At 40.6% G+C, this 20,789-nt stretch carries 19 protein-coding genes and 1 pseudogene; 15 read left to right on the top strand and 5 right to left on the bottom strand.

Annotation, left to right across the window (positions count from 1 at the left end; genetic code table 11):
- Window positions 1–16 precede the first annotated feature (16 nt).
- The 10 genes from glyA to QMA00_RS11335 all read left to right on the top strand — a co-directional run bounded on the left by glyA (window position 17) and on the right by QMA00_RS11335 (window position 10,424).
- Window positions 17–1,273, top strand: coding sequence for a serine hydroxymethyltransferase (gene glyA, locus QMA00_RS11290; RefSeq protein ID WP_013464229.1), 1,257 nt, complete (start codon window positions 17–19; stop codon window positions 1,271–1,273).
- Between the two features lie 107 nt (window positions 1,274–1,380).
- Entirely contained in the window at window positions 1,381–1,830 is a 450-nt protein-coding gene (nrdR, locus tag QMA00_RS11295) for a transcriptional regulator NrdR (protein WP_010390928.1), read from the top strand.
- A 2-nt stretch (window positions 1,831–1,832) separates the two neighbouring features.
- Window positions 1,833–2,960: a bifunctional diaminohydroxyphosphoribosylaminopyrimidine deaminase/5-amino-6-(5-phosphoribosylamino)uracil reductase RibD gene (gene ribD / locus QMA00_RS11300; protein ID WP_076922028.1), complete on the top strand. Its 1,128-nt coding sequence runs from the start codon at window positions 1,833–1,835 to the stop codon at window positions 2,958–2,960.
- A gap of 24 nt (window positions 2,961–2,984) precedes the next feature.
- Window positions 2,985–3,638, top strand: a complete 654-nt coding sequence (locus QMA00_RS11305) for a riboflavin synthase (RefSeq protein WP_036979881.1) — start codon at window positions 2,985–2,987, stop codon at window positions 3,636–3,638.
- Window positions 3,639–3,666: 28 nt separating this feature from the next.
- The gene (ribBA, locus tag QMA00_RS11310) at window positions 3,667–4,779 is read left to right on the top strand and encodes a bifunctional 3,4-dihydroxy-2-butanone-4-phosphate synthase/GTP cyclohydrolase II (protein WP_013464232.1); all 1,113 of its coding nucleotides are present in this window, start codon (window positions 3,667–3,669) and stop codon (window positions 4,777–4,779) included.
- Between the two features lie 92 nt (window positions 4,780–4,871).
- Window positions 4,872–5,336, top strand: coding sequence for a 6,7-dimethyl-8-ribityllumazine synthase (gene ribE, locus QMA00_RS11315; RefSeq protein WP_008110216.1), 465 nt, complete (start codon window positions 4,872–4,874; stop codon window positions 5,334–5,336).
- A 15-nt stretch (window positions 5,337–5,351) separates the two neighbouring features.
- On the top strand, window positions 5,352–5,765 hold the full coding sequence (gene nusB, locus QMA00_RS11320; protein WP_008110215.1) for a transcription antitermination factor NusB: 414 nt from the start codon (window positions 5,352–5,354) through the stop codon (window positions 5,763–5,765).
- Between the two features lie 84 nt (window positions 5,766–5,849).
- Window positions 5,850–6,824 carry a thiamine-phosphate kinase gene (thiL, locus tag QMA00_RS11325; RefSeq protein ID WP_008110214.1) on the top strand — a complete coding sequence of 325 codons (975 nt, stop codon included), beginning with the start codon at window positions 5,850–5,852 and terminating at the stop codon, window positions 6,822–6,824.
- Entirely contained in the window at window positions 6,821–7,306 is a 486-nt protein-coding gene (locus tag QMA00_RS11330) for a phosphatidylglycerophosphatase A (RefSeq protein WP_008110211.1), read from the top strand. Before thiL ends, QMA00_RS11330 begins: the two co-directional genes overlap by 4 nt.
- 31 nt (window positions 7,307–7,337) lie before the next feature.
- Window positions 7,338–10,424 carry a ligand-binding sensor domain-containing diguanylate cyclase gene (locus tag QMA00_RS11335; RefSeq protein ID WP_076922027.1) on the top strand — a complete coding sequence of 1,029 codons (3,087 nt, stop codon included), beginning with the start codon at window positions 7,338–7,340 and terminating at the stop codon, window positions 10,422–10,424.
- Window positions 10,425–10,486: 62 nt separating this feature from the next.
- On the opposite strand, the gene dxs is transcribed toward QMA00_RS11335, so the two are convergent.
- The 3 genes from dxs to xseB all read right to left on the bottom strand — a co-directional run bounded on the left by dxs (window position 10,487) and on the right by xseB (window position 13,597).
- Window positions 10,487–12,349 (bottom strand): 1-deoxy-D-xylulose-5-phosphate synthase, encoded by a 1,863-nt coding sequence (gene dxs / locus QMA00_RS11340; RefSeq protein WP_013464234.1) that lies wholly within the window; start codon window positions 12,347–12,349, stop codon window positions 10,487–10,489.
- A gap of 115 nt (window positions 12,350–12,464) precedes the next feature.
- Window positions 12,465–13,352 (bottom strand): (2E,6E)-farnesyl diphosphate synthase, encoded by an 888-nt coding sequence (gene ispA / locus QMA00_RS11345; protein ID WP_013464235.1) that lies wholly within the window; start codon window positions 13,350–13,352, stop codon window positions 12,465–12,467.
- Between the two features lie 2 nt (window positions 13,353–13,354).
- On the bottom strand, window positions 13,355–13,597 hold the full coding sequence (gene xseB / locus QMA00_RS11350) for an exodeoxyribonuclease VII small subunit (protein ID WP_008110204.1): 243 nt from the start codon (window positions 13,595–13,597) through the stop codon (window positions 13,355–13,357).
- A gap of 303 nt (window positions 13,598–13,900) precedes the next feature.
- Here xseB and pomA point away from each other — a divergent pair, with 303 nt between their 5' ends.
- The 4 genes and pseudogenes from pomA (at window position 13,901) to QMA00_RS11370 (ending at window position 18,239) form a co-directional block, all read left to right on the top strand.
- Complete coding sequence (gene pomA / locus QMA00_RS11355; RefSeq protein WP_076922026.1) at window positions 13,901–14,668, top strand: flagellar motor protein PomA; 768 nt, start codon at window positions 13,901–13,903, stop codon at window positions 14,666–14,668.
- Between the two features lie 2 nt (window positions 14,669–14,670).
- A complete protein-coding gene (locus QMA00_RS11360) occupies window positions 14,671–15,591 on the top strand; it encodes a flagellar motor protein MotB (protein WP_076922025.1) in 921 nt (306 codons plus the stop codon).
- Between the two features lie 147 nt (window positions 15,592–15,738).
- Window positions 15,739–16,223: pseudogene (locus QMA00_RS11365) on the top strand (hypothetical protein).
- Between the two features lie 75 nt (window positions 16,224–16,298).
- A complete protein-coding gene (locus QMA00_RS11370) occupies window positions 16,299–18,239 on the top strand; it encodes a DNA topoisomerase III (protein ID WP_076922024.1) in 1,941 nt (646 codons plus the stop codon).
- Window positions 18,240–18,267: 28 nt separating this feature from the next.
- On the opposite strand, the gene QMA00_RS11375 is transcribed toward QMA00_RS11370, so the two are convergent.
- The gene (locus tag QMA00_RS11375; RefSeq protein WP_076922023.1) at window positions 18,268–19,578 is read right to left on the bottom strand and encodes an amidohydrolase; all 1,311 of its coding nucleotides are present in this window, start codon (window positions 19,576–19,578) and stop codon (window positions 18,268–18,270) included.
- A gap of 109 nt (window positions 19,579–19,687) precedes the next feature.
- Between QMA00_RS11375 and QMA00_RS11380 the strand changes: the two genes are divergently transcribed.
- Window positions 19,688–20,545 carry a tetratricopeptide repeat protein gene (locus tag QMA00_RS11380; RefSeq protein WP_008466854.1) on the top strand — a complete coding sequence of 286 codons (858 nt, stop codon included), beginning with the start codon at window positions 19,688–19,690 and terminating at the stop codon, window positions 20,543–20,545.
- Between the two features lie 3 nt (window positions 20,546–20,548).
- Here the strand turns inward: QMA00_RS11380 and QMA00_RS11385 are convergent.
- Window positions 20,549–20,789 (bottom strand): hypothetical protein (locus QMA00_RS11385; RefSeq protein WP_288369072.1); only part of this gene is annotated, 241 nt, incomplete at its 5' end.

Raw genomic sequence — 20,789 nt, forward strand, 5'->3', positions numbered from 1 at the left:
TGCCCAGGAGACCCCAATGTTAGAACGTAGCATGAATATTTCGGACTTTGATCCAGAGTTATTTGACGCGATGAGCAAAGAAACATCACGTCAGGAAGAACATATTGAGTTAATTGCATCTGAAAACTACTGTAGCCCACGCGTACTTGAAGCGCAGGGTTCTCAGCTGACTAACAAATACGCTGAAGGTTACCCGGGCAAACGTTACTACGGTGGCTGTGAGCACGTAGACGTGGTTGAGCAACTTGCTATTGACCGCGCAAATGAATTATTTGGTACAGATTACGCAAACGTACAGCCTCATGCCGGTTCACAAGCGAATGCTGCTGTTTTCCAAGCTCTTTTAAGCCCACTTGACACTGTATTAGGCATGAGCCTAGCGCACGGTGGTCACTTAACACATGGCTCACACGTAAACTTCTCTGGTAAAACATACAACGCAATTCAGTATGGCCTTAACGAAGAAACTGGCGAAATTGATTACGCACAAGTTGAAGCGTTAGCACTTGAGCACAAACCAAAAATGATCATTGCTGGTTTTTCTGCATACTCAGGTATTGTTGATTGGGCTAAGTTCCGTGAAATTGCAGACAAAGTCGGTGCTTACTTATTTGTTGATATGGCGCACGTTGCAGGTTTAATTGCTGCGGGTGTTTACCCAAGCCCAGTGCCATTCGCTCACGTTGTAACAACCACAACACACAAAACATTAGCAGGTCCTCGCGGTGGTTTAATCATCTCTGCGTGTGGCGATGAAGAAATTTACAAAAAGCTAAACAGCGCTGTTTTCCCAGGTGGCCAAGGTGGTCCTTTATGTCATGTTATTGCTGCTAAAGCGGTTGCATTTAAAGAAGCACTTCAACCTGAGTTTAAAACATACCAAGCACAAGTTGTTAAAAATGCACAAGCAATGGTTGCGGTATTACAAGAGCGCGGCTACAAAGTAGTATCGGGTAAAACTGACAACCACTTATTCTTACTTGACTTAATCGACAAAGATATCACAGGTAAAGATGCAGATGCTGCCCTAGGTAATGCGAATATCACGGTTAACAAAAACTCAGTACCGAACGATCCACGTTCACCATTTGTTACCTCTGGTCTGCGTATTGGTTCACCAGCAATCACTCGTCGTGGCTTTAAAGAAGCTGAATCAAAAGAGTTAGCGGGCTGGATCTGTGATGTACTAGACAACATCGAAGATGAGTCAGTACAAGCGCAAGTAAAAGAAAAAGTGAAAGCAATTTGTGCAAAATTACCTGTTTACGCTTAATCCAAGAGTAAAATAGTAATTTAGATCACAACTGCACACATTTTTGTTATGATAATGGCCGCTATGATAGCGGCCATTTTTTGTTTTTAAAACGGAAACACACAGTTATGCATTGCCCTTTTTGCACCGCCAAAGATACTAAAGTTATTGATTCTCGCCTTGTAGGTGGAGGACACCAAGTACGTAGACGTCGTGAATGTAATGAATGCCACGAACGATTTACCACCTTTGAAGGGGCTGAATTAGTGATGCCACGGGTTATCAAGCAAGATGGCAGCCGCGAACCGTTTAATGAAGATAAGTTACTAAATGGCTTAACTCGCGCCCTCGAAAAACGCCCCGTAAGCACTGAGCAAGTTGACGAAGTGGTTAATATTATTAAGTCGCAGTTACGTGCCACTGGCGAACGCGAAGTGTCTAGCCATTTGGTGGGTGAGTGCATTATGGAAGCGCTTAAAAAGTTAGATAAAGTGGCCTATGTAAGATTTGCCTCTGTATATCGCTCGTTTGAAGATATACGCGAATTTGGTGAAGAAATAGCCCGCTTAGGGGAATAGTAATGACCAAGCAAAGTTCGTTTTCAGAGGATGATAAACGCTACATGGCTCGCGCTATTGAACTGGCAAAAAAAGGGCGCTTTACGACAACCCCTAATCCTAATGTTGGCTGCGTACTCGTAAAAAATAATAAAATAATAGGTGAAGGGTTTCATCAGTTAGCGGGTCAAGGTCATGCAGAGGTAAACGCACTGACTATGGCTGGTGAAAATGCCAAAGGTGCAACCGCTTATGTAACACTTGAGCCTTGCAGTCATTATGGTCGAACACCGCCATGTGCTGAAGGGCTAAAAGCAGCCGGTGTTAAAAAAGTGATTGCCGCAATGGTTGACAGCAACCCGCAAGTTGCAGGCAAAGGTCTGAAAATTTTAGCGGATGCTGGTATAGAAGTCGCTTACGGGTTACTTGAAGCGCAAGCTCGCGCATTAAACTTTGGGTTTTTTAAGCGCATGGAGCAGGGATTACCCTTTGTGACTTGCAAAATGGCCGCCAGTATTGATGGTAAAACGGCGCTTAAAAACGGGCAAAGTAAATGGATAACTGGCCCCGCAGCGCGCCAAGATGTGCAACTATACCGAGCACAAAGCTGTGCAATTTTAACCGGTGCCGATACGGTATTAATGGATGATGCAAAATTAAATGTGCGCCCAGAAGAGTTACCGTATTCTTTACCAACTGATTTACCACTGCGCCAACCGGTTCGCGTTGTTATTGACTCACAAAACAGACTTACCCCTGATCTTGCCTTATTTTCAATTCAAAGTGAGGTGATAATATTTACCACCAAGGTTGATAAATCGCATCAGTGGCCTCATTTTGTTAAACAGATTGAAGTACCTGAAAATAATAATAAAGTAGATTTACTGGCCGTGTTACACACGCTTGCCCAATTGCAGTTTAATAATGTGTGGCTAGAGGCCGGAGCGACACTGGCCGGTAAAATGACAGAACTTGATTTAATTGATGAGTTTGTTTTTTACATTGCTCCTAAATTAATGGGCAGCGATGCTAAAAGTTTACTAAATTTCCCAGAGTTAATGAGTATGCAAAATACCATTAATTTAACTTTTAATGAGTGTGTGCCAATTGGTGATGATTTACGTATCACAGCACTAAAAAAAGCTCATTAATCATTTTATATAAAGAGTAGCACTATGTTTACTGGAATAGTTGAAGCGACAGGTAAAATTGCGTTATTACAAAAAAAACAAGGTGATTTAGCTATTCGTATCCAAAGTAAAAACCTTGATATGAGTGATGTTAAGTTAGGTGACAGTATTGCAACTAATGGTGTCTGCCTGACGGTTGTTGATAAGCATATTGATGGCTTTAGTGCTGACTTATCAAATGAAACGATTAGCTTAACGGGATTTGCACATTACGCATTAGGGCAAACCGTTAATCTAGAAAAGGCGATGCAACCTGTTTCGCGCCTCGGTGGTCATTTAGTATCTGGCCATGTAGATGGTATTGCTACTATTACAGCGATTAATGCCAATGCGCGAGCAACAGAATATTGGTTAGCCACCGATGAAAATTTAATGAAATACATTCCCTACAAAGGGTCGGTTTGTATTGATGGTATTAGCCTGACGGTTAATGCGGTTGAAGGTAATAAATTTAAACTGACGATTGTGCCCCACACCAGCGAGCAAACGACCATAGCTGACTTTAAAGTTGGCACCCAGGTTAATTTAGAGGTCGACCAAATAGCACGTTATTTAGAGCGCCTAGTTAGAGGGGCTGACCAACCTTCGGGTTCAGATATTTCGATGAGCTTACTCGCTAAAGCGGGCTTTATAAAATAACGACATTGACAACTTATACGAGCAACTTATGAATTTAAACAGCGCACAAGAAATAATTGATGACATTAAAGCCGGTAAAATGGTTATTTTAATGGATGATGAAGACAGAGAAAATGAAGGCGATTTAATTATTGCTGCTGAACACATTAGTGCAGAAGCGATTAACTTTATGGCGACTCATGGCCGTGGACTAATTTGTTTAACGATGACTCAAGAGCGTTGCTCGCAGCTTGATTTACCATTAATGGTAAAAAATAATGGTGCCGCATTCTCAACTAATTTCACCATGTCAATTGAAGCATCAAAAGGGGTCACCACAGGTATTTCTGCAGCGGATCGTGCTCGCACTGTTCAAGCTGCCATTGCGAAAGGCGCTGTGCCAAGCGATATTGTACAACCAGGTCATATTTTTCCTATTATGGCGCAACCAGGCGGCGTGTTAACACGTGCAGGGCATACAGAAGCGGGGTGTGACTTAGCGCGTTTAGCAGGGCTTGAGCCATCATCAGTGATTGTAGAAATCCTAAATGAAGATGGCACCATGGCGCGTCGTCCTGATTTAGAAGTATTTGCTAAGCAACATGATATTAAAATTGGCACCATTGCTGATTTAATCGAGTACCGCAACCTAAACGAAACCACAATTGAGCAAGTTGCAAAATGTAAATTGCCAACTGAACATGGTGAGTTTGACTTAGTGACTTACAAAGACACCATTGATGGGCAGTTACACTATGCATTGCTTAAAGGTGAAATAAAACAACAAGAACCGACCTTAGTACGTGTGCATTTACAAAGTACTTTTAACGATATTTTACTCTCTGATCGCAATGCTGACCGTAGTTGGGGTTTATCGCAAGCAATGGCTTATATTGCTGAGCATAATGGCGCCTTAGTTATTTTAGGTAAGCAAGAAAGCACTGAAGAGTTAGAAGCCACAGTAAAAGCGTTTGCCGCCGCTGATGCGGGTGAAAATGTGACGCCACGTAAATTTCAAGGTACTTCGCGCACCGTAGGTGTGGGTTCGCAAATTCTGGCTGATTTAGGTATTCAAAAAATGCGTTTGATGAGTTTACCTAAAAAATACCATGCATTATCAGGGTTCCATTTAGAAGTGGTTGACTACGTAGAGCCACAATAATTACGCGCTAGGTTATTATTTTATTTATGTGGTATAATGCGCATCAATTTTTGCGCAACCGAAATCGCTTAAACTTATTTTAGGGTTATCAAATGAAAATTATTGAAGGTAATAAATACGCTCCAGGCAAAAAGTTTGCCATTGTCATTTCTCGTTTTAATGACTTTATTGGTAGTAGCTTGCTTGCAGGTGCTGTTGATGAGCTAAAACGTACTGGTGGAGTATCAGAAGACGATATTACCGTGATTTACGTACCCGGTGCGGTTGAATTACCTTTGGCAGCGAAACGCGTTGCAGCAAAAAAAGAATATGATGCAATTATCGCCTTAGGTGTAGTGATCAGAGGGGGCACGCCTCACTTTGATCTCGTCGCTGGCGAGTCAAATAAAGGGCTTGCACAAGTATCGCTTGAGTATGATATCCCGGTTGCATTTGGCGTATTAACCACTGAAAGCATTGAGCAAGCAATTGAGCGCGCAGGTACCAAAATGGGTAACAAAGGCGGCGAAGCTGCTTTAGGTGCGCTTGAAATGGTTAATGTGTTAGATAAAATTTAAGTTTAAGGAATTTTTGTGAAACCAGCAGCAAGACGTAAAGCACGTATCTTAGCACTTCAAGCCGTGTATTCATGGCAATTAAGCGGCAATGCGATTGCCGATATCGAACAACAAATGTTGATCGAAAACGATGTGACTAAAATTGATGTTGAATATTTTAAAGATTTAGCACGTGGAGTTGCCGTAAATCATAAGCAACTAGACGAAGCTGTATCGCCTCATTTAACTCGTCCATTTGATGAATTAGACGAAGTTGAACGTGCAATCTTACGTTTAAGCAGCTACGAGCTTAAATTTCGTGAAGATGTTCCTTACAAAGTGGCTATCAATGAAAGTATTGAATTAGCGAAAATGTTTGGCGCTGAAGATAGCCATAAATTTGTAAACGGTGTACTTGATAAAGCTGTAAAACAGTTACGCAAGTCATAACAACTTAAGCTGCATATTAATTTCAGTGAGTTGTTATAAATAACCGTTAAAAAGGAGAGCCGGCATAGGTCGGCTTTTTTGTGTATGAAGGAATTTGAATTAATTAATCACTACTTTAAAGGTCGCGGTATCACTCGTCGCGATGTTAATTTAGGGATTGGAGATGACTGTGCGCTTGTCACTGTACCAGCAAACTGTCAGCTTGCTGTAACAACAGATACCTTAGTTGCTGGGGTGCATTTTTTTCATGATATCTCTCCTCGCGCATTAGGGCATCGAGCTCTGGCAGTAAATTTAAGTGATTTAGCTGCCATGGGTGCAGAGCCTACATGGGTATCGGTTGCACTCACGTTGCCAAGTATCGATCCACAATGGATTGCAGAGCTGACTGACGGCATGCATGAAATTGCTGAGTACTTTAATGTACAAATTATTGGTGGCGATACGACTCAAGGCCCACTCAGTATTACTATTTGTGCAAAAGGCACGGTTCCTGAAGGTAAAGCACTGCGTCGAAGTGGCGCAAAAGTGGGCGACTGGATTTTTGTAACCGGACCGCTAGGTGATGCTGGTTTGGCAATTGAGTCAAAAAAACAAGGTTTGCCAGTTGCACCTGAACATTTAAAGCATATTAATAAATGCTTAAACTTTCCAACGCCACGCGTGGCCGCCGGACAAGCTTTGCGTGGCTTAGCGTCATCAGCGATTGATATTTCAGACGGTTTACTTGCTGATTTAGGGCACATTTTGGATTTGTCACAGGTCAGTGCAACAATCAATATTGAAAATGTACCTACTTCTGATGCGATGCAAGCGAGTCTTGATTTTGAGCAACAGCTTCCTTTTATACTCAACTATGGCGATGACTATGAACTACTTTACACTGTCCCAGACAGTAATAAGAGTATGCTCGATATTAAGTTGCGCCAATACGGTGTAGAAGCAACCTGTATCGGCCAAATCAAAAGTGGTGACGGGAATATAGAATTATTACACCAAGGTGAAAAGTTTGTTTTTGAGCACAAAGGCTTTGAGCACTTTTCCAAGGAGCAGGTTTGAATAAAAACCGATTATTTAATTTAAAACGCCCACATCAATTTTTTGGTTTGGGTTTTGGTACAGGGCTTGCGCCTAAAGCCCCAGGTACATTTGGTACTTTAGCGGCGTTACCGTTTATTTTTATTACCATGCATTTTCCGTTATGGTTACAAATTGTATTTGCGGTGGTGATCAGTATATTTGGTATTTGGGCATGTGGAAAAACAGCTGATGACCTTCAAGTTCATGATCATCCCGCTATTGTTTGGGATGAAGTCGCTGGTTACTATATAACGATGATTGGTGCAGCACTGAATTGGCAAACATTATTAGTGGGCTTTTTACTATTTCGCTTTTTTGATATAGCAAAGCCAGGGCCGATTCGTATACTTGATAAACGTGCTCATGGTGGGTTTGGTATTATGGCCGATGATGTACTTGCAGGTATTTTTTCGCTTATTTGTTTGCAAGCATTGATAAAAGTAGGTTTACTACCCTTTTAATTTATTATTTGTTTAACTAGGTGGCAGCACTATGATGCGATTTTTATTGGTTTGTGTACTCTTGATGTGTGCCATGCCAAGTACGGCTTCAATTACTGATTACGTAGTTAAACAATGGAACATTAAAGACGGACTTCCCTCACAATCCCTCAAAAGTGTGGTGCAAGATAACCAAGGCTACATGTGGCTTGGTACGCAATTCGGATTAAGCCGATTTGATGGTAACACTTTTACTAATTACAACACTCAAAATAGTCTGTTTTTACCCAGCAATGGCATCAATAAATTACTGATTGATGGCCAAGGACTATTATGGATAGGCACGAAAAACGGCCTCGTTGTTATAGACCCAGAAAAGCTAACCGCACAAGAGTTTAATATTAAAGGCCCTGTTAGAGATATTCTTGAAGACTCTAAAGGCAGTATTTGGATAGCAGCTAATGGGCTTTATTACATAGACAGAGGCCAGATAGAGCTGCGCGACCAGCTAAACAATCCGAGCCCTATCGTAAATGCCACTGCGATCACCCAAATAGTAGGGTCAGTCAGTAAAATGGCGCTCTCACCAGAGGGAATTTGGCTGGTTAACGATCGTAATTTATTGCGCTTGACGCAAAGCGCGTCTGATTTTTCTAAATTGCGTTTAGAGCTTACCGCTAAAGTGGCCTTGCCTGATCGTTTAGCGCAAACAATTGTTCACGACTTATCCTTTTTAAATGGCAATTTATATCTTGCTTCTGAGCTAGGCGCTTACTTTTTAGATTTAGATGATGAGCTACGCCCATTTCCGCTGCCTAACGCTAACAACTCAGCCGTTTATAAGTTTATGAGTGATGGCAATGGTGGCTTGTGGGTATCGACTTATGGGCGCTTATTGTTCAGAGGGAAGTCGGATGATTGGCAATGGGTTGAGCCAAGTCAATTAGATCAAAGTATTTGGTTTGCCGATATATTTAGAGATGATGAAAATAATATATGGTTAGCGAGTTTTAGTGAGGGACTTTGGCTTGCTCATGAAGGGCGAATAGAGCGCCATTCAGCCATTTCTAAAATGACCGAAGCGGTTATGGCCATTAGTAAATCACCAGATGGTAAGTTATGGATTGCCAACAAAAGCGGCGTAGGCTATTTCGATGCCGATAAAACGTTTATCAATGTCATCAACAGTACCAAGTATGGTAATGCCTCAGTACATGACTTACAGTTTGACGGCAATCGTCTTTATGTTGCCACTGGTAGAGGTTTGTTTTTCTACGAGTCGAATACCTTATATAGTTTCCCTGCCCGTGCGCTAAGTGATAATCCTGTATTTGCTATTAGTACGTCGACTAAAGGCGGCTTTTGGGTGGGCACTGGGCGAGGCTTATATCGTTTAAATTACAACGGGTTAAACCCTTTTGCGTACAATGCTTTTTTAGGCAGTAAGTTTGTAACCTATGTTTTAGATAAACCAAATTTTGGGGTGATTGGTACCAGTAAAGGGGCGTATTACTTTACTGAACGCGGGATAGAAAAAATAGGCGACCAAACCACTTTGGAAAGTGCGTACGTTACTAGCATTTTACACATTAAAGGCGTGGGGATTTTAATTGGCTCGCTTAACGATGGTTTGTTTTATCGCAGTGGACAAGGGCAGTGGCAGCAATTAGATGCCGCCAATGGGCTGCCATATGGTTCTATATTTAGTCTTGAGTACGATGATACTACAAAACGCATTTGGGTAAGCACCATGAAAGGGGTTTATCGCATGCCAGTTGAGCAATTCAAAGCCAACATTGAAAGCCTAAAAGTGGAGGAAGTGATCTCTTCATTTGATCGACAGCTCGATGGTAAAGCAAGTCAATGCTGTAATGGTTTAGGCCATGATGCGGTGGTTGATATGGATAATTCAATTTGGTATCCCAGCTTGCAAGGCGTTGTAGAAATTCCTAAAGACGTAGAATTATTTGGACTGCGTTCACTTAAACCAACTATAGAAACTTTAACCACGCCATCACGAAAACTTGCTGCGGCTGCGTTAGGTAAAAAGCCAGTACTTAAAACTGACGAGCGTGATGTAACGCTTACCTATACCGCTATCGATTATTATGCACCTGCAAGTATAGAGTTTAGGTATAAACTCAATGGACTTGATAATGATTGGCGCTATGCAAATACCCGCCGAGAAGCAATTTACACTAACTTACCAGCAGGTATGTTTTTATTTGAATTAGAGACAAAACGTCAAGGTGAAGATTGGGGCAAAGCGCAATCGGCCGAATACGCTTTTGTGGTGCCTGAACGATTTGGTGAAACTATATATTTTAGATTACTGATCACCAGTGGTTTTGTGTTGCTCTTTTATTTGGTGTTTTGGGTATTTAAAGTTCAAGAGCGACGTAAGCAGCAGGTTCTTGAGGGGCTTATTACTGAGCGAACCCTTGAGCTTCGCCAAGCAAACGATAAATTAAACCAAGTAAACTCTCAGCTTAAACTTGTTAGTCACTCTGATGAGCTAACAGGGCTGAGAAGTCGCCGTTTTTTGTTTGATCAACTACCAAAAGATATCGAGCATTTTCAGCGTAACTCGCAGTCATTGCAGGCTCAAGGTAAATCGTTGGTGTTGTTAATTATTAATTTAGATAACTTTAGCCGCATTAACGATGCCTATGGCCCTATTGCTGGAGATAGCTGTTTACAACAAGTAGCGGCATTACTTAACTCGCGTACACAAGGTTCTGATTATGTTGCCCGTTGGAGTGGTGATGAGTTTTTACTGTTATTGCGCGATTTTAAATGTAATTTAATCGACAGCTATGTATATGAATTATGCCAAGCAATTACAGATTATTCGTTTCAGCTTCCTAACGGTGAAACAACCAATATAACAGCGTCAGTCGGGTGGTCGTTCTATCCGTTACCCCTGTTAGGTGGGCAAGTTATTAGCTGGGAAACATCAATTAATCTAGCTGACATAGCATTACATCAAGTTAAAAAACGCGGCGGCGATGGCGTCGCTAATATTACCTTTGACGAGCAATTAGATGCATTTGAGTTTGAGCAAAACCCCAATGTTGAACAGCAAATTGGTTTGTTACAAAGCAATGGTCTAGCCGATATTAAGGTATGGATGCGCTAGAGGTTATAGATGAGCAATAAAAAAGGAGCCAATGGCTCCTTTTTTATTAAACACGATAAGTGTTAGCTCATAAATGATTTAATTGAAGTTAAAATACCGTGTTCACCTAACCCCATTTCATCGTGCATTTGCTGTTGTGTGCCATGTTTAATGAATTCATCAGGAATACCTAAGTTAAGCACTTTTACATCGGCTTTAATGCTCGCTAAATATTCATTAACTGCAGAGCCTGCACCGCCCGCAATCGCGTTATCTTCAAGGGTTACAATAATATCGTGATCATTAATCAGCTCATCAATTAATGCCGTATCAAGTGGCTTAATAAATCGCATGTTTACTAGAGTGGCATTGAGCTCATCAGTGGCAAGTTGTGCGTTTTCAAGCAAGGTACCAAATGACAATATAGCCACTTTAGTACCTTTTTTAATTACATTCGCTTTACCCATTTCAAGTTGTTGCATAGTGCTTTGAATGTCTGCTGAGCCTGCACTACCACGCGGGTAACGAACAGCAACAGGACAATTAGCTTGATAGCCTGTATAAAGCATATGACGGCATTCGTTAGTATCACTTGGGGCCATAATGACCATATTAGGTATACAGCGCATAAAGCTTAAGTCGTAGGCGCCTTGATGGGTTTCACCATCGGCTCCAACAATACCGGCGCGGTCTATAGCAAATAATACCGGTAGGTTTTGCAGTGCAACGTCGTGAATTAGTTGATCGTACGCGCGTTGTAAAAAGCTAGAATAGATAGCCACAACGGGCTTTAAGCCCTCACAAGCAAAACCTGCAGCAAGAGTAACAGCGTGTTGTTCTGCTATTGCTACGTCAAAGTATTGTTCTGGATACTCTTTAGAAAAACGTACCATGCCTGAACCTTCACGCATAGCTGGCGTGATTGCCATGAGCTTACTGTCTTGCTTGGCCATGTCACAAAGCCAATCACCAAACACATTTGAGAAAGTCGCCGCACCTGGCTTAGATTTTGGTAAGCTTGATGTTGCAGGATCAAATTTTGGTACGCCATGATAACCAATCGGATCGGCTTCGGCAGGCTTGTAACCTTTGCCTTTCTGGGTTTTTATATGTAAAAGCTGTGGGCCTTTTAAGTTACGCATATTGCGCAGCGTATCAACCAACATATTCACATCATGTCCATCAATTGGGCCAATGTAATTTAGACCTAATTCTTCAAAAAAAGTACCCGGGATCATCATCCCTTTAATGTGTTCTTCCATACGGCTGGCAAGCTCTTTTACCGGCGGTACACCAGAGAGCAGCTTTTTACTGCCTTCGCGGATGTTGGTATAAAAGCTACCTGATAAAATACGCGCAAAATGATTGGTTAACGCACCGACATTTTCAGATATCGACATTTCGTTATCGTTCAAAATGATCAGCATGTCTGATTTAACATCGCCAAGGTGGTTCATTGCTTCAAAGGCCATACCAGCAGTAATTGCGCCATCGCCTATTACCGCGACTGTTTTACGCCCTTTGCCTTCTTTTTGTGCAGCAATAGACATACCTAACGCCGCAGAAATTGAGGTACTTGAATGGCCAACACTAAAGGTGTCGTATTCACTTTCATCTCTAAAAGGGAAAGGATGCAATCCGTCTTTTTGGCGAATGGTATGCATTTGATCACGACGGCCAGTCAGTATTTTATGCGGATAAGCTTGATGACCCACATCCCAGACCAAGCGGTCTTCGGGTGTGTTGTATACATAATGTAGTGCAACGGTAAGTTCTACGGTTCCTAAACCAGACGCTAAATGACCGCTACTTTGCGATACCGAATTGAGTAAATAGTCACGCAATTCATGGCTAAATGCAGGAAGCTTATCTTGTGCTAAGTCTCGCAAGTGGGCTGGTTCGTTCACCAAATCAAGTAATGGATACTTGCTGCTATCAAGTGTCATGGTTTTTTATATATCCTTCGCTAATATTAACCCTCCTCAAAACAAACGAGGTTTAAAAGGCGACTTAATATTCAGTAATAATTTTATACTAAGAGTTAATACGTTTTAGCTGTATTTAATGGTCACGTTCAATTAAATAGTTAGCCAATGCCGCTAAATCTGTTGTGTCTGCGTCAATGTTAGCTAATGCCTCATGGGCTTGTTGTATTAAATTTTGTGCTTTTTGCTTAGCGCCTAGCATACCTAATAAAGCGGGGTATGTCGCTTTATTCGCTGCAATATCTGACCCTTGTGGCTTGCCTAAAGTAAGCGTATCGCCCTCAACATCTAAAATATCGTCATGAACTTGAAATGCAAGCCCTATAGCGTATCCAAAAGTTGATAAGTTATCTAAAGTTTGTTGGCTTGTATTAGGAGCGCACAGTGCGCCAAGAGTGATCGCACAATTTATTAGCGCACCGGTTTTAAGTTTATGAATGCGTTCTAACTCATCAACAGTAATAACCTTATCGGTTGCTGCAATATCGCGGCCTTGTCCGGCAACCATACCTTGTAACCCCGATGCATGCGCTAGTGCTGCGATCATTTTTAATTGTGCTTCAGTCGAACATTTAAATGTGTGCTTAGCAATAAGTTCAAATGCTAAAGTTTGCAGTGCATCTCCAGCTAAAATCGCTTGTGCTTCACCGTATACAATATGACATGTAGGGCGACCACGGCGTAAATCATCATCATCCATAGCAGGTAAATCGTCATGAACTAATGAATAACTATGAATACATTCAATGGCTGCGGCAAGTACATCTAAATCACGCTTGTCAGCACCGAGTATTTTACCTGTGGTGTACACTAAAAACGGGCGCAGTCTTTTACCACCATTCATTACACTGTAATGTGTGGCTTCTTTTATAGTATTGTCGCTTTCAAGAGGTTGTTCAAAATAAAGGTTGAGCGTATTAGCTACATCATCTTGAGCGAGTTTTATTTGTTCTTTTATGCTCACGATTATTCCATATCGTTATCAAACTGAGTAAGCGGTGCTTTTTCGTCATTACCCATTAATATCGAAACCTTTTGCTCAGCTTGTTGAAGTTTGCCTGAAGATGCGCTCGCAAGTGCAATACCTCGCTCAAATTGCTTTAAAGACTGTTCAAGCGATAAATCACCTTGTTCCATTTCACTGACAATTGTTGTTAACTCTTCTAGTGCTTGTTCGAAACTTAAATTTTCAGGTTTTTTAGTCGCCATCTTTATTTTCAACTTACATAATAAATTTAGACGCCAATTTTAGGGGGAATGCTAAACTAGGTCAAAGAATGATATTGTTTTTTGATAGATAAATGCTGTTGATTGGGTTTTATTGCGTTTCAACGTTATTTTTTAAAATTATTAATTTTGATTAATTAGATTGATTACCTATGTTGATCTAAAATATAGCTAATCTTAATTTTACCGTTTATCATAAAAATCACTTAAGTATTTCAGTACCTTGCCGATAAACAATTAATAACAACGCTTGCGAAGAAAAAATATAAAACCTTTGGAGGGAATGTGGATTTAGCAACCATTATTGGGATCCTTGGCGCAATTGGCTTAATTGTCATGTCCATGTTTATGAGTAGTAGCGGTGAAGTCGCTATGTATTACAATACCCCTTCTGTGGTTATTGTATTTGGTGGTTCCCTTTTTATCGTTTTATCTAATTTTACCATGTCGCAATTTCTTGGCATTGGTAAAGTATGTGCAAAAGCGTTTATGTTTAAAATTGAGCCTCCTGAAGCATTAATCGAAAAAGCGGTAGAATTAGCTGACTCTGCTCGAAAAGGCGGGTTTTTAGCCTTAGAAGAAGCCGAAATCCCAAATCCTTTTATGCGCAAAGGCGTTGATATGCTAGTAGATGGACATGATGCTGATGTGGTACGCGCAACATTACAAAAAGATATTTCCCTGACGACAACTCGTCATGAAATGGGCGCAAGCTTATTTAAGTCGCTAGGTGATATTGCTCCCGCAATGGGGATGATTGGTACATTAATCGGCTTGGTGGCTATGTTATCAAATATGGATGATCCAAAAGCAATCGGCCCAGCCATGGCGGTTGCGTTGTTAACAACGTTGTATGGGGCATTTTTGGCGAATGTTGTCGCCATTCCTATTCAGGTAAAACTTGAACTGCGTAAAGACGAAGAGGCCATGAATCAGCGCTTAATTTTAGATGCAGTATTAGGTATTCAAGACGGGCAAAATCCTAAAGTAATTGAAGGGATCTTGAAAAATTATCTAGCTGAGTCTAAACGCGCAGTCAATACTGAGGAATAATTATGTCAGATGAAGAGTGCAAATGCCCACCTCCAGGACTTCCTGCGTGGATGGGAACGTTTGCCGATTTAATGTCATTATTAATGTGCTTTTTCGTACTTTTACTCGCATTTTCTGAAATGGATGTACTTAAATTTAAACAAATTTCAGGCTCAATGAAGTTTGCTTTTGGTGTACAAAATAAAATAGAAGTAAAAGACATTCCAAAAGGGACATCTGTTATTGCTATGGAGTTTACGCCGGGTAAACCTGAGCCAACTCCTATAGAAACCATTCAGCAACAAACGGTTGAAATGACCCAACAAATGCTTGAGTTTCAGGCGGGAGATGAAAGCTCCGCAGGTGGACGTCAAGAGCAACGTGGTGAAAAGCGAGGTGGTGAATCAAGTAGTACCTCTGAGGAAGTTGCTTCAGCGCCTGCAGTTTCTGCTGCCGATCAAGAACAAATAAATGACTTAGTTAAAAAAATTGCACAACAGCTTGAAAAGCAAATTATTGATGGGGCTATTGAGCTTGAATCTTTAGGGCAGCAAATCATAATTCGTATTAGAGAAAATGGCTCGTTTCCATCGGGGAGTGCATTTTTACAACCACAATTTAAACCTATCATTCAAGATATTGGCCGATTACTTAAAGATGTACCCGGTGAAATTACGGTGTCTGGTCATACGGATGATTTTCAGGTTTCCAACGAGCTTTACATTAATAACTGGGATTTATCATCTAAACGCGCAGTTGCGGTAGCGAGTGAATTACAAAAAGTTCCAGGTTTTGATAAAACCAGAATGATGGTGGTAGGACGTGCAGAAACTAGGCCCTTAGTGCCGAACGATTCCCGCGAAGATCGAAGACGTAACCGCCGTGTAGAAATATCAATTTTACAAGGCAAGGCAAAAGAGTCAGCGCCAATTGATGTAAGATAGAATGACTTGGCTATGTACCTTTTTTAGCATGGAATGCAACATTCTTAACAAATGTAATGGGGCGAATATGTTAACTAAGTATTGTAGTATGCCTGGTAACGGCGATGGAACTGATGAAGATACAAAAGTTAAGTAAGGTTATTTAGTTTGCCTGAATGGTTTTTGTATTTTGTAAGTATATTAAGCAAAAGCTGGGTTCTTATTTTGAGTCCGGCTATTTTTATATTCTTTATCCTCAAAGATTATTTAGCTCTTAGGTTCGTTGTTATTACTGCCGCTTTTTCTTATTTGGCACTGTGACCTACTCAAGTTTAATGGCGTTTGATGATGGTATTTATATATACCGTTACCTTGTATGGGCATTAACAGATATTACTTGGATGGCACTTATTGCTTATTGGGGTCTTAAAGATAAAGTGCATTTGTGGCAATGTTTACTTGGGCAGCTTATTGTTATTGGTGCACCCATTCTTCAATTATTTCGCTTAGTTGACCGACACCTTTGGGATTTATCTTATAGCACTGTGATGTATCAAACATTTATGCCTTTAATAAATATTGCCACTGTTGTTGTCTGCTACCTGCCTCTTTTATATCTTTTTGTTAATAAGCGAAATAAAGCTTTAAGTTAGAAACTATAAAAATATCCCCAGTTTTAAACTGATATGCTAAACTACTGTTTATATGAACAGTGTTAGGGTGTGGTTATGAAACTTTATATTGCTGAAAAACCTTCATTAGGACGCGCTATTGCAGATGCGCTTCCAAAACCTCATAAAAAACACGATGGTTATATTGAAGTGGCGAATGGTGATTATGTGTCTTGGTGCATAGGCCATTTGCTCGAGCAAGCAGAACCTGATGACTATGACGAACGTTTTAAAAAATGGCAATTTGAGCATTTACCTATTGTGCCTGAACACTGGCAATTAAAAGCTAAAACAAAAACCCGTAAGCAGCTTACCATTTTAAAAAAGCTAATCAAACAAGCAACAATACTTGTACATGCTGGCGATCCTGACCGTGAAGGCCAGTTATTAGTTGATGAAGTTATAGAACAAGCAAAAATCAGCCAAGCAAAAAAACAAAATATTCAGCGTTTATTGATCAGTGATTTAAACTTAACTGCGGTAAAAAAATCACTCAACTCTATGCGGGCTAACCGTGATTTTATCCCTTTAAGTGTATCTGCTTTAGCGCGGTCTCGTGCTGATTGGTTGTTTGGTATGAATTTAACGCGAGCTTATACGCTAGCTGGGCAAAAAGCGGGCTTTGGTAATGTGTTGTCGGTTGGGCGAGTACAAACACCTATTTTAGGTTTAGTTGTAAATCGTGATAATGAAATCGCAAATTTTGTATCCAAACCATTTTATGAAGTACTTGCTCATCTTGTTACACCTGAGCAGCAATCATTTACTGCTAAGTGGATACCGAGTAAAGCGTGCGAACCATATCAAGATGAAGAGGGCAGAGTACTTAATAAAGCCTTAGCCGAAAATGTGACTTCACGCATTGCTAATCAGCCCGCAAATGTAACAGCGCTTGAGCAAAAGCAAAAAAAACAAACCGCGCCTCTTCCTTATAACTTATCTGCTTTACAAATAGATGCTGCTAAAGCTTTTGGGATGCCAGCACAAAAAGTACTCGATATTTGCCAAGTTTTATATGAACGTCATAAATTAATTACCTACCCACGCTCAGATAACCGTTACTTACCGAGAGAGCATCACCAAGATGCACCTGCTATTTTAAAAGCGATAGCCGCAAATGGTGGGCAGTCAGTAGAGCTGGTAAATGAGGCAAATGCAAAACAACGTAGTAAATGTTTTAATGATGCAAAAGTGGCCGCTCATCACGCCATTGTGCCGACAGCTAAACATTTAAGTAGTGTGAGTTTAGCCAATGATGAAGCAAAAATTTATCAGTTAATAAGTCGACACTATTTAATTCAGTTTTATCCCGACTACATTTACAACGAAAGCAAAGTAGAGGTAACCATAGCCGGAGGTTTATTTAAAGCAAGTGCAAAGCAAGATGTAAGCTTAGGTTTTAAATTGCTCATGGGTAAGTCGGAACTCAAAGAAGAAGCTACATTGCCTTATTTAGAAAAAGGTATGGCACTTACTTGTACTAAAGGTGAAGTGGTGCAAAAGCATACATCTCCTCCGGCTCATTTTACCGATGCAACCTTACTTGCTGCTATGACGGGAATTAGCCGTTATGTAAAAGACCTGCAAATCAAAAAAATATTAAAAGAAACAGATGGCCTCGGTACAGAAGCAACGCGTGCAGGCATTATTGAGCTGTTATTTAAACGTCGCTTTTTAAAACGTGAGGGAAAAGCAATTAAAGCAACTGAAACAGGTCTGGCATTAATTAGTGTATTACCAGAGGGATTATCAAGCCCCGACTTAACTGCAAAATGGGAGTCGAGTTTAGGTGATATTGCACAGCAAGCAATGAGTTATCAGCAGTTTATACAACCTTTATTAGCCGATTTAACTAATTTTGTAAGTCAAGCGGCGAACTGCAATAGTCAGGCATTTGCACTGTTACCTAAAACGTCACCTAAAAAGCGCTTTGCCAAACGTACAAAAAAAGCGCCGTATAAAAAGTCGAGTTATAAAAAAAGCCCTGCGGTAAATTAATCGCAGGGCTTACATATAGCGTTGAAGGTTACTGATTGAATAGTGCCACAGCGGCGTTACTCATTGCCTTTATTCCTGTAGGCAGTGCTACTTTATAATCAGGCGCAAATTTACTTGAATGTAACGAGGGCAGTGTTTCGTTATTTTTTATTGCCTTGGCGTACTGCTGTTGGTTAACGCCACCTAGCCAAAATAAGGTGATAGGAATATTTTCGTCGGTGCGCCCGTATAATCCAAAGTCTTCACCGGCCATTACCGCTTCTGTTTCGAGCACGTTTGCATCACCTATCGCACTTTTTATAGCGTTTCGAACAAGGTTAGTTTGTACTGGGTTATTGTAAGTTGATGGAATTGATTCATCTTCATGAACTTTCACTACAGGGTAGAGAGATTCCTCAAGGCCTGCACTTTGTGCTATACCTGCAGTAATACGTTTAATTGCCGCTATTTGTGCGTTACGTATATCTGGATTGTAGCTGCGTAGCGTAAGTTGTAACTTAACTTCATCAGAAATAACATTGTGTTTAGAGCCACCATGAATGGAACCCACCGTTATCACTGAAGGCTCAAGTGGAGAAAGCTCACGACTAGTAATTGTTTGTAGTGCAAGTATCGTTCGAGCTGCGATGATCACAGGGTCGATAGTTGTATGCGGGTAAGCACCATGGCCACCTTTGCCTTTTATACTAATATCAACAGAATCAACACTGGCCATGGTGTATTCATTTTTCATTGCCACTTTACCCGCAGCAACGCTAGCGCTTACATGCAAAGCAATAATATGATCTGGTTTAGCGTATTTGTTAAATAATCCTTCCTTGAGCATTGCTTTTGCACCACCGCCTACTTCTTCAGCGGGTTGAGCAACCATCATTAAAGTACCTTGCCACTTATTTTTATGCGTAATTAATTGCTCAGCAGTACCAATAAAAGAGCTCATATGAATATCATGACCACAGCCATGCATAACGCCAACTTCACTACCTTGATCATTAATTGTGGTAATAATTGATGCGTAAGTTTTGCCTGTTTGCTCTGTTATAGGCAGGCCATCAGTATCAGTTCTGATCATGACGGTAGGGCCTTGACCATTTTTGTAAATTCCGACTATACCATAGCCACCTACATTATCGGTTACGTCAAACCCTAATTTCTGAAGTCGTTCAGCGATTTTTTTACCTGTTTGCTTTTCCTTATATGACAATTCAGGTGATTGATGTAGGTCTAAGTAAAGTTTTTCTATTGCCGGCATGCTGGTATCAAGATCCAACTTAAGTGCTTGCGCATTCAATAATGGGCTGACTAATAAACACAATGCACTTACATACGCTAATTTCATATTTCCCTCACTACCTTCTATTGTATTTAAATGATTTAAACAGATGACTTGTAATTATTATCTTCATCACCATATAAAAACCTAAATAGATGAACATGGCAATAATTCAATGAGTAATATAGTTAGTCTTAACGCACAAAACCTTCAGCAAGTATTGGGTGAAACATCACAACAAAAGTTAGTACTACTTAACTTTTTTTCTCCACAAAGCCCTGAGTGTATTAGCCAAACAGCTATTTTAGATAAGTTAGCTGCTGAATACAGCAGCTATATAGTAGTCGCAAACTTAGACTGCGATGCAGAGCAGGCACTTGCCTCTCAACTTGCCCAACAAGTTGGATTGCAAACCTTACCTACTTTAGTGTTATTAAAAGACTCAGCTCCAGTTGATGTATTAGCGGGTGCTCAAACAGAAAGCCAAGTTCGTGATGCATTATCTAAACATTTACCAGCTCAACAAGACTTATTATTAGAGCAGGCTAAGCAAGCACTGATTAATAGCGACTTAAATGCCGCGTTTACTTATGCCAAACAAGCGTATGAATTAGATAGTCGAAATGCGAGGATTAAATTAGTACTGGCAGATATATGTATACAAATCCACAAACTCGATGAAGCCGCTGCGTTAATAGAAACAATAGATGTAAAAGAGCAAGATGCATACTTTAATAATATTAAGGCAAAATGTGAGGCCGCATTAGAGGCAACCGATTCACCGCAGATAAAAGAACTTCAAGAAAAAGTCGCTAAACATCCAAATGAACTTGATTTGCAAATGCAGCTAAGTAACCTTTTAAATGAAGCGGGAAGGAAAGAAGAGGCATTAGAAGCACTCTTTACTATCCTTAAAAAGGATCTTAACTATGATGAAGCCAAACCAAACTTCTTAGCAATAATCGCCTCTTTACCTGACGGCGATGCATTAGCCGCTAAATATCGCCGCAAGCTCTATAGTATTTTATATTAACGGCTAATTAGAACCTTTATAAAAGCATCTAACTAAAGATGCTTTTTTGTTTTCTACATTTAAAAAGAGGATAAATGCAGGGTTATCCACAGGGTTTTGTGGGTAACGTGTGTGTCTAGGTGGGGTATCTTTGGGGTAAAAATTAAATGCAAAAAAGCCTTTAAAAACGCTTGCGTTAAAATCGATTCGCCCTATAATGCGACCCCACTGAGACGGCAGAGCGCAACGCATAGCGAGGCACGAG

The organism is Pseudoalteromonas sp. APC 3694, assembly GCF_030407565.1.
GTDB classification, from domain to species: domain Bacteria; phylum Pseudomonadota; class Gammaproteobacteria; order Enterobacterales; family Alteromonadaceae; genus Pseudoalteromonas; species Pseudoalteromonas tetraodonis.